Annotated in this window: 15 protein-coding genes; 1 reads left to right on the top strand and 14 read right to left on the bottom strand. The window is 64.5% G+C overall.

What is annotated here, in order from left to right; genetic code table 11:
- Nucleotides 1-107: 107 nt before the first annotated feature.
- Nucleotides 108-1,025, top strand: a complete 918-nt coding sequence (locus ACIBK2_RS27910; protein WP_396971265.1) for a hypothetical protein — start codon at nucleotides 108-110, stop codon at nucleotides 1,023-1,025.
- Nucleotides 1,026-1,075: 50 nt separating this feature from the next.
- Here the strand turns inward: ACIBK2_RS27910 and ACIBK2_RS27905 are convergent, their stop codons facing one another.
- From ACIBK2_RS27905 to ACIBK2_RS27840, 14 genes are all read right to left on the bottom strand, one after another.
- On the bottom strand, nucleotides 1,076-1,483 hold the full coding sequence (locus ACIBK2_RS27905) for a DUF5361 domain-containing protein (RefSeq protein ID WP_396971263.1): 408 nt from the start codon (nucleotides 1,481-1,483) through the stop codon (nucleotides 1,076-1,078).
- The gene (locus ACIBK2_RS27900; RefSeq protein ID WP_396971261.1) at nucleotides 1,444-1,725 is read right to left on the bottom strand and encodes a hypothetical protein; all 282 of its coding nucleotides are present in this window, start codon (nucleotides 1,723-1,725) and stop codon (nucleotides 1,444-1,446) included. The genes ACIBK2_RS27905 and ACIBK2_RS27900 overlap by 40 nt, the downstream gene beginning before the upstream one ends.
- 111 nt (nucleotides 1,726-1,836) lie before the next feature.
- A complete protein-coding gene (locus ACIBK2_RS27895; protein ID WP_396971260.1) occupies nucleotides 1,837-2,427 on the bottom strand; it encodes a hypothetical protein in 591 nt (196 codons plus the stop codon).
- A gap of 69 nt (nucleotides 2,428-2,496) precedes the next feature.
- Nucleotides 2,497-2,934 (bottom strand): hypothetical protein, encoded by a 438-nt coding sequence (locus tag ACIBK2_RS27890; RefSeq protein ID WP_396971258.1) that lies wholly within the window; start codon nucleotides 2,932-2,934, stop codon nucleotides 2,497-2,499.
- Nucleotides 2,935-2,954: 20 nt separating this feature from the next.
- Complete coding sequence (locus ACIBK2_RS27885; protein ID WP_396971256.1) at nucleotides 2,955-3,563, bottom strand: hypothetical protein; 609 nt, start codon at nucleotides 3,561-3,563, stop codon at nucleotides 2,955-2,957.
- A 931-nt stretch (nucleotides 3,564-4,494) separates the two neighbouring features.
- Complete coding sequence (locus ACIBK2_RS27880; protein WP_396971254.1) at nucleotides 4,495-5,697, bottom strand: hypothetical protein; 1,203 nt, start codon at nucleotides 5,695-5,697, stop codon at nucleotides 4,495-4,497.
- A gap of 16 nt (nucleotides 5,698-5,713) precedes the next feature.
- The gene (locus ACIBK2_RS27875; protein WP_396971253.1) at nucleotides 5,714-6,082 is read right to left on the bottom strand and encodes a hypothetical protein; all 369 of its coding nucleotides are present in this window, start codon (nucleotides 6,080-6,082) and stop codon (nucleotides 5,714-5,716) included.
- A 47-nt stretch (nucleotides 6,083-6,129) separates the two neighbouring features.
- Nucleotides 6,130-6,459, bottom strand: coding sequence for a hypothetical protein (locus ACIBK2_RS27870; RefSeq protein WP_396971251.1), 330 nt, complete (start codon nucleotides 6,457-6,459; stop codon nucleotides 6,130-6,132).
- Nucleotides 6,452-6,658 (bottom strand): hypothetical protein, encoded by a 207-nt coding sequence (locus ACIBK2_RS27865; RefSeq protein WP_396971249.1) that lies wholly within the window; start codon nucleotides 6,656-6,658, stop codon nucleotides 6,452-6,454. The genes ACIBK2_RS27870 and ACIBK2_RS27865 overlap by 8 nt, the downstream gene beginning before the upstream one ends.
- The gene (locus ACIBK2_RS27860) at nucleotides 6,655-8,298 is read right to left on the bottom strand and encodes a hypothetical protein (RefSeq protein WP_396971247.1); all 1,644 of its coding nucleotides are present in this window, start codon (nucleotides 8,296-8,298) and stop codon (nucleotides 6,655-6,657) included. Before ACIBK2_RS27860 ends, ACIBK2_RS27865 begins: the two co-directional genes overlap by 4 nt.
- A gap of 9 nt (nucleotides 8,299-8,307) precedes the next feature.
- Nucleotides 8,308-9,876: a hypothetical protein gene (locus ACIBK2_RS27855; RefSeq protein ID WP_396971245.1), complete on the bottom strand. Its 1,569-nt coding sequence runs from the start codon at nucleotides 9,874-9,876 to the stop codon at nucleotides 8,308-8,310.
- Nucleotides 9,873-10,298, bottom strand: a complete 426-nt coding sequence (locus tag ACIBK2_RS27850; protein WP_396971243.1) for a DUF2744 domain-containing protein — start codon at nucleotides 10,296-10,298, stop codon at nucleotides 9,873-9,875. The genes ACIBK2_RS27855 and ACIBK2_RS27850 overlap by 4 nt, the downstream gene beginning before the upstream one ends.
- A 36-nt stretch (nucleotides 10,299-10,334) precedes the next feature.
- Complete coding sequence (locus ACIBK2_RS27845; protein WP_396971241.1) at nucleotides 10,335-12,041, bottom strand: phage tail protein; 1,707 nt, start codon at nucleotides 12,039-12,041, stop codon at nucleotides 10,335-10,337.
- Nucleotides 12,038-12,916, bottom strand: coding sequence for a phage tail protein (locus ACIBK2_RS27840; protein WP_396971240.1), 879 nt, complete (start codon nucleotides 12,914-12,916; stop codon nucleotides 12,038-12,040). The genes ACIBK2_RS27845 and ACIBK2_RS27840 overlap by 4 nt, the downstream gene beginning before the upstream one ends.
- Nucleotides 12,917-12,970 lie beyond the last annotated feature (54 nt).

Raw genomic sequence — 12,970 nt, 5'->3', positions numbered from 1 at the left:
CTGAGTCCCGGCGCGCTCGCATCCGAAATCGCCAGAGGATGTGGGGCAGGCCGATGCACACGGTAAGATCGGCAGCAGTATTGCGCTTGGAATATCCGAGGTCATATATGGATCCGTTCACCGCATCTTCCACCGAGTTCGAGCCAGGCCCGTTGAACGTGCCTGCGACGCCTGGCATTTCCGGAACCCCGCCGGACTACAGATGGAGCTGTGCGTGGCCGGAGGCCGCCGACATGAGGTGGCTCAGCGCCTCAGCACCTATGCTGGCGGTGGCGGTGATCTGCTTTGCGATCGGGATAGCTACCGATAGCTCGGTGGAAGTGCCTGTCGCGCTCTTCATCGCGGCTCTCGGCGTAATCGCGATCGTCGCCGGGTTCACGTTCCGAGCGGGCTTGTCCCCGGCCGTTCATTATTCCGAGCAGCCGACGACCTTCTTATTGCGATACCCCCGCTCCCGCCTCCGTCTGTTATCGGCTGTGGCCGGTTTCGGCATCATCGCTGCGGCCGCACTGTGGATCGGCGCGCGCGAAGCGAATATCGAGCTCGTACTCGGCGGCACAGCCCTCGTGGTGGTCTCGGTATTCGTCACGATCACGCTGTTGCGCCTACGCCGTAATGCTGAGCTGGCCCTGTCTCCCGGCGAGATCAGGGTAACTACCCGATATTGCGACTGGGAATTTCCGTGGACGGCCATTACCGCCATTTCGGCAAGTGACGACGGGCGTGGCGCCGCTGCGATCGCCATTCGATGCCGACGCGATCAAATGATCGCGCGCCCGGCACCCCGGCGCACGCCCGCGCGCTGGCTGGCACCGCGCCGTTCGAAGGACGGCCCGTGGAAGATCATCCCAGCCATGTGGGGTGTGACACCGAACTCGTTGCTGTCCACTCTCAACTACCTCTCCGCCGATCCCGCACGTCGTGTCGCACTGACCCGGGAACAGCTCACCTCGATGCTGACCCCGCCGCCGCTTCCGGTGCGGCGAGCGTTGACTGAGCAACTGCCGAGCGGCAGCGAATCGTAGTCCGGCCGGCGAACTCCGTCGCCAGTCGTGACGGCGGAGACCGGTCAGCACTACCAGGTCAGGAAACCGTTCATCTCGTCGATGCTGGTTGCGGTGCCGATCCGTTCGGCGCGCCGCACCCCCGGGCGCGGAATCGGTACGGGACGGTCCCGGCCATCCTGTGCCGCTGTGGTTTTCGACCAAACCAGCCAGCGTAGTGAGTCGGCGACGTCGGCGAGCAGATGCTCGCTCAACTGCCATTGATGGTCCGCGCCTTTCGTCGCTCGAGCCAGGGCCGAGTCCAGGGGCGCGTATTTGACGATCGCTTTCAGATCGCTCCAGCTGAGATCGTCCGTTGCCAACCTGCGCAGGCGCAGGCCGAGGGCGATCAGGTCGTATTCGATTGCCTCGGTGTGCTCTTCGAGAAGGGCGTCGAGGCTCAGGATTCCCCCAGGCCTACCCCCGAATGGACGCGCCACTCGTCGAGGAGCGCGTGGTATTCGTCCTGATCCATGTTGTCCAGGGCGGCCAAAGCCTGTGGGGTGACTGTCAATTCGATCAATGTGTACATGGCGTCGATGTCGTGCATGCGACGGATCCGGCGGATCAGGCCAGGCTTCAGATACGACAGGGAGGGGAGTCGAATCTCAGCGTCACCCACCGTCCGGACGAAGTCGTCCTTCACCTTGTCGAGGCTATCGGCATTAGGCGCAGTAGTCATTTGGTTCGCAGACCCTTTCATCAATACTGGCGTGCGCAGGCGCTTGGTAGGGCCCAGCGGCGGCGGGTGGGCCTGCGCGTAGGTTGAATCCCGCCGCCACTGGGGGCTTTATCAGGCGGTGTGCACGCCGTCGTCGAGGTAGCGGTAGGCCTTCACGCCGTCGTTGTCCTTGAACGCTTCGACGGTGACGGTGAAACCGGCCAGTTCCTTCGAGACGAACTTCCGCTCGGTGACCTGCGAGATCGAGGCGTTCGGCAGCACGATCCGCAGCTTCTTGTTCTCGTTCTTCATGTCGAACACCCACGCGCGGCGCGGCAGCACGGTGCCGGTCTCGGTGATCTTGTAGGTGTTGCCCGCGGTCGGGGTCGCCGCCGTCAGGAGGGTGACGTTGCCCGCACCGAACACCTCGTTCAGCACGTCCTTGTCCCACACGGCGTACAGGGTGAAGCCGAACCGGACCGAGTGCTCGGTCTGCAGGTTCGCGATGATATCGGCGTTCCAGTCCTTGACCTGCTCGATCTTGCGCTCGCCCTTGGATTCGATGCCGTCCTCCGACACGTACCCGAGCGGCTTGAAGATGGCGGTGTCGATGGGATCCGCCGCGGAGACCGGCAGCGTGGCATTCGGCGCGGCGACCAGGACGCCGCCGGTAACGGAGATCGGGGTGCCCGCGCCGATGTACTTGCTAGAAGGCAGTGCCATTGTTGTTTTCTCCCTTGGGATTTGCGCAGGCCCAGGGACGGTTATTCAGTTGTGGCTCCCGTAGGGGAGTCAGGCGAGGACGGTGCCTCGCACGAACAAGTCGGCGATGATCACCTGCCGGGGGGCGGCGGTTGCCGGATCGGTGTCGTTCTCCACGCCGACGTCTTCGACGTGGTCACACCAGACGGTGCCGAGATAGCCCGGCGCCACACCAGACAGAATGGCGCGGACCAGGCCGGCCAATCCCGCTGCGGCACCGGCATCATCGGTGCATTCGAAGACGACGCGCGGGCGGTCCAGGATCAGATTCGGGCCGCGCTGCCCCTCTCGGTCCTCGCGGTCGAGCCGGCGCTTGCGGTCGTTACGGACCACCCGCACCATTCGCGTCGGTCGCGGATCCGGCGCCCTGGTAACGACTTTCGCGGCGTCGGACGCGGCGTCGAGTTGCGCGGTGAGGTAGTCGACCAGCGTCTTCTCGATGTCGGGGTACACGATTCGTTCGGTCATCGCGCTACCACCTTTCGTGGCTATCGCGCCTCGCGGGCTTGTTCGATGCGCTGTCGCAGCTGATCGACGACACCCGCGTAGGCTTCGGTCTTGGTCGCGCCCTCGAATGCGAGGCCACGTGGATGGGTGGCGCACCACATCCCGTCATCGGTCTGTTGCACCTCGATGTCGTCGAGGTCGTAGAACTTCTCCGGGTCGGGCGCGGGCCACTGCCCGTTCTCGTCCTTGGTGATGTGCATCCCGATGTCGAACGCGCCGGGCGGGCCGCCTGGAGTGGCTACCCAGCGGAGCTCCTCCAGCTCGGAATGCTTTCGCACACCGCGCTTTACGAGGTATTCGGCAACTCTGGTGGCCTGCTTGATGGTGGTCACCGTCGGCTCGGCGCGTTTACGGCCGGACGGGTCGTGCCATTCGGGCAGGTGGATGACGGTCAGCTCCTCGGCCAGCTCGCGCACCAACGGCTCCAACTCGTCGGTCTGCTGCGATTCGGTGAGTTTCCCGCTGAGCGCGTGCTGGATGAACGCCAGGAATTCGGGGGTAACCAGCTGGCCGGTATCGGTTTTCACGTACTCCGATGCGGGCTGATGGTTGCCGAACGTCACGGACTCGACGATTTCCTTGTCTGACATGGTGTGCGGGATCCTCCGATGGTTTGCGCGAATACCCACCCCGGTACCGGAACGCCAACGGCCCCGATTCACCGCGGTGAATCGGGGCCGCGAACAAGCGACGTTCGAAATGATGTGGGAGGGAAGAAATTCCCGGATTTCGGGATGACGGCGCAGCTATGGCGCTGCATTGATCTTCGGAGCGAATAGACACCCGCCGAGTCCAGCTGGCGTGACCGGCGCGACCCGTGTGGAATTCGAGGGCCCGGGGCTCCCCCCTTCGGAGCCCCGGGCACGACCGCAACTTAGTGGCCCTGATGAAAGCCACGAAGTTGCGGTCGGTCTTTTCCCCTTCACGCGGGTCGCCGTCCCACCTTCCGATGAGCGGAGACCATCCCCTCGCCACCGCACCAATGCAGCCACTTTCAGTGACCGCACTGCGCAGGCTCGGCAGCTTCACCTGCCGATAGATAGTCGTATCACATGATGGGACGACCGAATGAGACCCGAACGGCCGGACGACACCAGCTCATTAGCTGATACGTAACTGCACAGCACAACCCTGCCGTCCACCAATCAAGACGAGGCGACGCATAGGGCATGAGGCGACCTACACAAGACGCCAGGGACGAATGACTCGTGCTCCGAAGTTCACCGCTGTAGTGAATTCGACGAATAATATTGTGCAACTTGCCAATGACACTCGGCCCTTGAATCAGGTCCCGTGCCGGATCGGTTATCCAATAGCAACGTCAGAGACAAGAGTCACAAAAATGTTTCGTAACACCGATCGGCGATAGGCGATGCGGAGCTCGATCTCGAATCACTCAGTTTGCAGTCCTCGAAAGACACACTGTCACCTACACTCGATGCACAGTAGCGTCAGTTATTGCCAATGACAACGCTTTTCGACGACTGGCGCGTGGAAGTACCGCACTGCCGCCCGCGAGAGTCAGGTAACCCGCACAAAGGACGCAAGGTCGACGTGGGCTGGATTCAGCGTGCTCTGCGCTTTGGCCTGGACCGTGATGACATTGCCGGCGGCGACATTTCGGGTATTGGTCAGCTTGACCGTCACGGATTCTTCACCGCCGACACTCTTGGAGATTTCCACGACAGACACGTTGTTCACCAGCAGTCGAAGGGTAATCGTCGACGAGGTGAACGCACCGGCACCGGTGAGCTGGATGCCGGCCTCCAGATTTGCCCCGGTTTTCGCACTCCGCACGACCAGACCGTTGTTGTTCGACACGGTCGATCCGGGATAGCCGTCGAGGTCAGGGAGCCAGCCACTGACCGTCTTCCACGAGGTATCCATCTCATACCACGTGTCGTTCTTTTTCATCGATGACGGCGTGAAGGTAGATCTGACATCGACGGATAGTGTGCCGGCCGCAGCGTATTGAGTCGATGGCATAGACCGCGGGGTGTACTCGATGGCCAGTGATCCGGTGTTCGTCTGGTTCACCGCGGCGCTGGTCAACGCGGTCGCGGCGAGGGCGCCGAGCCCTTCGACGGGAGCGAAGGTCCCCGGTGCCGCCGCCGCGGCGACGCCTGCCGCGGCCGTGTATGCCGCGAGCAGCACGACTTTGCCGATGACCGCCGTTGCCACCGCGAGGCCGCCGCGCCCGGCGCCCTCGGTCGTCACCGGCGTCAGCGCCGATCCGCTGCCTTCGCCGCCGAAAATGGCGTCCGCTGTCGTGATGACGGACAGCGCTGCGGTAACCGATCCTTCGGAACCGGCGGCCGCAGCGGGAAGTTGGGCATCGATCGTGCCGGTGGACAGGCCGCTGCCGGTCAGCGGCGCAGGCACAACAGCGGTGCCGGACTTGATGGCGATGCGGGCGATCGCCTGACCGACCGCGCCGAGGGCCGCGGGCACCCGTGCTACCCAATTGTGGGTCGTGGCAAGGGTGCCCGAGCCCGTCGGAAGTGCGGCGGGACTGGTGCGAATCACCCCGAGCACGGCGCCGAGAATTCCGTTACCGCCCGAGGCGGCAACCGAATACGGCTTGATGATCGGCACTGCGGTGTCGAGCGTTGTGCTCGGCGGACCGGGCGGCATCGCGGGCGCCACTGCGGGCGCGGGCGCCGAGGCGACGGTGACGGGCGGCGCCGGTGGTACAGCCTGCGTGAGCAGTTGTTGCGTGGCCATTCGGCGCGCCTCTCGGTCAGCTCTGGGTGAACGTCGGGGTGATGAGCAGCTGACTCTGGGCGCCGAGAGTGGTCGGGCTGATCGCGACCTTGTCGATGAAATCGGCACTGCCCGCCGCGCCGGTGGCCGTCTTCCACAGGCCGACCCAGCTGTAGGTGCCCGCGGGCACATCGATGGTGACCTGTGAGCCGGTGATCACACCACCGGTACCCGAGGTCCACGTCGACGGCTTGCGCGCGTACGTGGGTGTGCCGTCCTTCGCCTCGTTGATCCCGGTCGGTCCCGGGTCGGCGATGTGCACGCTGACGAAAACGGTGTTCGAACCGGCGACGTTCTTGTAGGCATCGGCCAGCGCCTGACGGGTGGCGGGAACGCTGATGGTCATGAAAACTCCTGAAAGATAGTGGATTACAGTGACGCGGCGGTGTGCCGCTACTGCTTGCGGCGGACGGCGCCGAAGAACCAGAGATATTCGGTGGTCGGTGTGGTCGGATACGACACGTACAGGCGGTATTTCGTGCCCGCGGGAATGGCGTCGGCCAGGTCGGACTGGATGACGAACTTCGCCTCGGCGTCGCTGAGCACCGCCTGCCAGGTGTCGAGCACCGTTTCGGCGGCGTTGCTCAACACGATCCTGACCTTGGTTCCGGTCGGGAAGGCCGAAGGCGCGGCCAGCGAGACGGTGTGCACGAAGTCCGCGCCCTTGGACAGCACCAGGGTGAGGTTGGTCGGGTCGTAGCCGAGCTGCTTCTGGTCAGGCATGCGGTCCTGCGTTCGGGTCGGGTTGCGGCGCAACGGGATCGGGCTCGATGTAGATCGGCCCCGGTGCGGGCTCGAGCTTGCCGATGAAAAGGCTGCCGCGACGGATCGGTACGCCGTTCTCGACGATGGAGATAACAAGCATGTTGTTCTCCACCACCAGATCCAGGTCGAGACCGTCGACGGTCACACGTGTTGTCATAGATCCTCTGCTTTCCAGTAGTCCCAGCCGCCGCCGTTGACCTTGGACGCGCGTTCGTTGCCGAGCCCGACATAGCGGTACCCGGGGCCCTTGGACAACAGGCCTTGGGTGTCGGGGTAGCTGAAGAGGTCGGTCCAGTCGCCGGTGGTCTTGCGTTGAACGGTGAATACGTTGTCGATTGCCTTGACGCGGAACGCTTCCCCGGCCGCGACCGAGGTCTCGACGGTGCTCAACACGGTCCACGTTTCGCTCGCGAACGTGAACAGGCTGACGGCGGACTGGGTGACGTTGAGCGAGACGAAGGTCTTGTTGTCCGGCGTCGACCGGAGCATGAGCCAAGCGTGCGATACCGACGGGGCGACGATCTGCCCGGTCACCATCTGGTTGTCGTAGCCGAGCGGTTGGCCGTTGAGGTACCGGCGCCGGCCGGCCTCGGTGCCGAGAACCACGAACGCGCCGCCGGACACGGTGGCCTCCGGGCCGGGCAGGCGAAGCAGCGCCCGCGGCAGGTACCCGGCGTTGAAGTCCTCGTAGAAGGCCAATTTGGGCAACGGGCCTGCGACCAAGCTCTTGCTGAGCGACACGTACGGCACGCTGGCGGCGCCGAAATTCAGGGTGTTCGTTGCCAGCGTCGCCCCCGCCGCCAGCACCGCCGACGAGGCGAACCTGACGCCCGTGCGCGGCGGCCACGATGTCGCCGCGCGAGGTAGGTCGGTCGCCTCGACGCCGAGCAATGGACGCGGATTGCCGCTGCCCCGTTGCTGAATGCCGACGAACGCCGTTTCGCCGACCGCGAAGACGATATCGGACGGCATCTCCACCGAACGCTCGAAGCGGGAGTTCGTGATCAACGGGGTCTGGTTCTCCGACACCCATTCGACCTGTATGTCGCCGTTGGGCAGCATCCGCCCCACCACGACATACAACTCGCACGGTGAAGTCACCGCATCCGGCATGTATGTGACGATCTTGCGGCCACCCGCATACCGGCAGCGGATGAAGGCGCCGTCCAAGGTATTGGCCGGTGGACTGTAGACGGGCGCGAACCTGACGTAGAAGCGCCGCGTGTCGTAGATCGGTCTGCCGTCGGCGTCGGTGCCCCACTGGTACTCGTACTGAAACGGCTCGTATCCGGCGCTCGCGGAGTCCGCGACGTCCCACGCCCTGCGGTGCAGGGTGCTGCGCGGGAAGGACGCTTCCTCGGTGAGATTCATTGTCTCCCAGTAGGGTTTGATCGGCAGACCGTCGATCACCACCTGCACCCGAGAACCGGTCGCCTTGACGACCTCGGCGGTATTCGCCGCGGTCTGCTGCGCGGTATCGGCGGATCCTTTTGCCGTCGTCGCGTCATCCATCGCCTGCTTCGCGCGCTCGCGTAAGCCTTTCGCCCAGCCGCCGAGATTGATCAGTCCACCGGTGAAGCCGGTGATCGCATCGCAGAGATTCGCGGCGAATTCGTGCAGTCCGGATCGAACGACGCCGGCCAGCGTCCCCGGTATGCCGGCATAGGAGCGAATGACTTCCCCGGAGACGCCCGGCTGCACAGATTGCTGATTTGCCGACGCGAGGCGCGTGAGACTGCGTGCGCCCGGAGATCCGGTGTAGGCACCGGCGGGTAACGCACGATCAGGACTGGTCATGGCACACCGTCACAGGTCTTCTGCCTTCCACTCGCCCCAGCCACCGCCGTTGACCCAGGAGGCGCGCTCGGTGCCGAGTCCGGGGTAGCGGAAGGCAGCGCCCTTGGGGATGGTGTTGTCGGGGTCGCGGTGGACGAGGATTGTGGTCCAGGCTCCGTCGACCAGCTTCTCGGCGGTGAAGACGTTGCCTACCGCCTTGATCCGCACCTGGTCGTTGTCCGCAATGCCGACGTCGGCACTGGCGAGCAGCGTCCCCGTTTCACGATCGGTCCATCGGCTGAGCAAGACGGACGTATCGGTGACCGTCAACCCCAGGTAGCTGTTGTTGCCCGCGTCGGAACGCAAGTACAACCGCGCACCTCGACCAGTGGGTTTGCGGATCCGTCCAGTCACCATCTGGTCGTCGTAGGAGAGCTTCTGCGCGGAAAGGTAGCGCCGGAGGCCATCGTTCAGATCGTCGACGACGAAGACCCCGTTGCTCACCTTCGCGGCACGGTTGGACATCCGCACCAGCGAATCAGGCATCACACCGGACTCGAAGTCCTCGAAGAACATCAACTTGACCGGGTCGCCCGCCGCCGCCTTTCCGAGCGAAAGGTAGGGCACCTTCCGCGAGCCGAAGGCCAGCGAGTTCGCCGCGAGCGTGGTGCCCGCGCTCAACAGCGCCGCAGCCGGGAATTGCGCATTCAGCTGCGGCGGCCACACCGACGGCGGTCGCGGAATTTCGACAGCCTCGATGCCGAGCAGCGGCCGGGCCCGCCCAGCGCCGCGCTGATGAATGCCGACGAAAGCCGTCTCACCCTGCTCGAACACGAGCTCGGACGGCAACTCGACGGTTCGCTCGACCCGCACGCCGGTGATATCGGGGGTTTGGTTCGGGGAAACCCACTCGATCTTGATGTCGCCCGACGGCACCATCCGCCCGACAACGACATACAGCTCGCACGGACCCGACACCGCGTCCGGGATGTAGCTGACGACTTTGCGCCCTCCGCTGTACAGGCAACGGATGAACGCACCCTCCAGCGTGTTGACCGGCGGTGTGTACACCGGCGTGTAGCCGACGTCGATGCTGCTACCCGACGCCGACACCGACCACGCGGCCCGGTGCAGCATGTTGCGCGGGAACGAGGCTTCCTCGGTGAGATTCATCGTCTCCCAGTACGGCTTCACCGGAAGCCCGTTAACCACCACCTGCACCCGCGAATTCGTGGCCTGGATGATCGCCGTCTGATTGTCGGCGGTCTGCTTGGCTCCGTCCGCGGTCTGCTGTGCGTTGACCGAATTACGCAGCGCCTGATCGGCATCCGAGCGCAACTGCCTGGCCCAGCCGCTCAGATTGATCAGCCCGCCGGTAGCACCGGTCACCGCGTCGCACAGGTCGGCGGCGAATTGCTTGACACCGGAATCGACGACCGAACCGAGGTTTACGTTGACCTGCGTGTACGGCCGGACCAGATCGACCTGCACCGCGGATTTCGCCGATTCCAGGGTGAGCTTTCCCATGCCCGCGAAGCGCTGAGCACCCCCGGTACCGGAGTACGCCCCGGTGGGAACCTTGCGGTCGGGAGAGGTCATCCAGCGCCACCCTCGAACGAACCCGCCTGCGCGACATCGGGTTCCAGCTCCCGGACATCGACGAGATGCCCCAGCTCGCCGGACTCCTGTAGCTGTCGCACCAGCACCTGCCGTTCGGCCGGGGTCAGGTCGGTCACCGACGGCACGGTGAGCTCCGGTGGCATCGGCGTGCCTACCGGCACCCAGCTGCCGGACTGGCCGAGCCAGTGTTCGCCACCGCGCGCCGCCGGGTGATACTCCGACATCTGATGCTCCGGGAAGTGCCGAAAACCGAGCTCCCACAGATGTTTCGACCACTTGCCGAGCACCTGCGGCGGCACCAGCAGCGGCCCGTTGTGCGGGCCGGGCATTCCGACGAATGCCCACACGAACGCCTCTTCCGGGTCGTCCTGGTTGCACTCGTGCTGCATGGGGAGCGGCATGACACACCTCTCTGTCTCAGTGAATTGGGCTGCGCGTCAAGACATCACGCCGAGATCGCGCAGGTCGGACATGATCCGTTGGACGTACTTCATGGCCTTGGCCACGGGATCCTCTAGCGCGGCATCGTTGCCGATGGTCACCTTCCACGCGGGAGTGACACCGCGCTTCCAGGACAGCTCCAGCGAGGTCACCTGATCGACATAGATCTGGCCGCGCGGTAACCCCTTGACCGTCGCGCCGATCCGATCGCCGAGGAAGAAGTGCCCCTGGCCGTTCTCCCCGATCAGATAGGGCGAACCGTCGGCGACGGTGAGTTTGTGACCGTGGTATCCACGAGTTGCCCACAGCCCCATCCGAACCGCGATCAGCGACGACAGCGTGTACGCGCGATCGGCGCCCTGCTGAAAGAACTCGAAGTAATGCGACCACCCCATGGCCGGGGCTCGCAGCGGCGACTTGAACGACATCCAGGCCAGCACGGTGTCGGTGTAGAGCGGCTTGAGGATCGTATCGATCACACCACCCATCGGCGGCAGGCTGATCTGGGCAATCGGCGTGCCGATGGAGATGGTCGAGGTGAGGTTGCCGACCATCTGAATGACCTGGGAGATAGCCTCGTTCACGCCGTAAGGGCTGCGGCCACCACAGTTGATCTGTACGGCCGTCGCGGGCCGGATGGTGAACTCGGACGTTTCGATGCCGGTGTACTCGCCCTCGCGGTAGACGACCCACGGGCTGCTCGGCAGGGTACCGATCCAGTCGGGGCGCTTGTACTCCTCCGGATAGGCCGGGTCCTGGAGAGGATCCGGTAGCTGTTCGCGCCCTTCGTTGATGATCTTCTGCACGGTGTGCTCCAGTCCGGTGAGCACCGAACCGCCCTCGGAGGTCCCGGTGTAGAAGCCGGACTTGTCGACGATGTCGAACACCAAGCAGCCGTGCCGCAGCCGGGCGCCGGGCCACGGCGGCGGATCACCGGCGAGGTAGCGCCGGGTGGTGACCATCAGTTGCGCGTCCTCGAGCGTGTGCTCGGCCATGTCGTGCCAGGTTTTCCACCGCGACGACAGCACCGTCCACACGGACGTGTCCGACAGAAAGTCGTTGGGGGCCACCACCATCGACCAACGCGACTGGTCGAGATTGAACCACTGCGCCGGGTCGAGCGGATCGTCGGGCAGCGCCCACTGGGCCGCATCGGGGAACGTCCACAGGTTCGTTTCCTTGCGCAGAATGTTCAGGAACAGCGCAAGTTTCAGGCACCACCGGGACGGGCCGGCCAGCATGAACACCCGAGGGAACTGAAAAGCCGCGGGCAGGAAGGGATTACTCCACACCTGGATCCACTTGACCTCCTCGTAGTCGTGCATGAACTGCACGACCACGGTGTTCAAGCCCGCTTCGGTCTTCTTCAAGGTGGCGAACTTCATCCGGCCCGACCAGCGCGCGCCGTCCTTGTCCACCGTGACGTGCACATTCTGGGTGGATCTCGACGATGCGTCCATGATCCACTTGGCGAGATAGTGGTCGGCAGGCAATTCCAGTCGGCCCGTACCTGATTCGTTCAGGAGCCACTTGAAGTCGGCGGAGTACTCGGCGCGGCTGATGCCGCGCAGATTCCAGTTGCCGTCCCACAGCCGAATCAGCGGCGGGGTGATCCGTAAGTCCTTGCGCTGCTGCCGCACCGCGACCGCGTCGCCGTAGATCTGCTCCGCGCGCGCGATAGCCGCGGTCTGCGGGGCGGTCACTGCAGGCCCCACGGCCGCGACCAGTTACGCGGGCAGCGCACCTGGACCGTCGCACCGGGCGCGGCACCCTTGACGGTGACCGGCAGCTTGGTCTCGGAAGTCCACGCCGGCACCGGATGCAGGAACATCTGACCGTTCATCCGCGCCCACACCGAACTGCTGTCGGCCGCGGCGATCATCTCTTCCATCGGATCGGTGTCGACCGTAATATCCTGTCCGGCAATTAGACTCGGCAAGGTGATGACACGACTGCGATGTCCGTCGTCCGCGAACGAGTAGTCCGGCAAGGTCCAGACAGCCGGCGCGGTCGCTACCCAGCGCAGCCACATCGGCTGATCCGTCGGGTTCGAGACCGGCACCCACAGCGTCTCGGACTTGCCGTCCTGCCGCGTGTCGGTTGCCGAGACAGCGGTGACGGTGACGTCGTCCTCGACCCACCACGGAATGCCCGCGGTACAGGTCATCGTCACCTGGCCCCACCGCTTCATATGCGGGTCGCGCTTCGGCTTGAACTCCGGCTGTTCCGACAGCCGCAGATGCAGCGTGCGCGCCCCGTACTCGGTGGTCACGGTGAGCTTCGAATCGCGGTCGTACGCCCAGGCTTTGCGCCACGCCGAGTCCACAGATTCCCAACTGGCCGAATCTGTTTCATACACATTGACGCCGAAGACAACGTCGCGTTTCTGCCAGTTCGCACCACCGTAGGTGGCACCGATCTGATAGGCCGACGAGTTCCAGATCGTCTTCACCGGGGCGTCGTAGAGGCCCGTCGGGGCGGTGCCGAGTTCGACGCCCTCCAGCCCCTGCCCCGGCCCGGACAACGTCCACAGCGAACCGTCGACGCCTTCCACTTCGATCAACGCAGCCTCAGCCACGATAAGTTCACCTCTGTTTCGTTGTTGGATCGGACTCACCGGCCGTCTTGCGGC

Origin of the sequence: Nocardia sp. NPDC050175, from assembly GCF_044459885.1 — a bacterium.
Taxonomy (GTDB): domain Bacteria; phylum Actinomycetota; class Actinomycetes; order Mycobacteriales; family Mycobacteriaceae; genus Nocardia.
The sequence above is the reverse complement of the archived record's forward strand: the minus strand, read 5'-3'. Positions and strand labels throughout refer to the sequence as shown.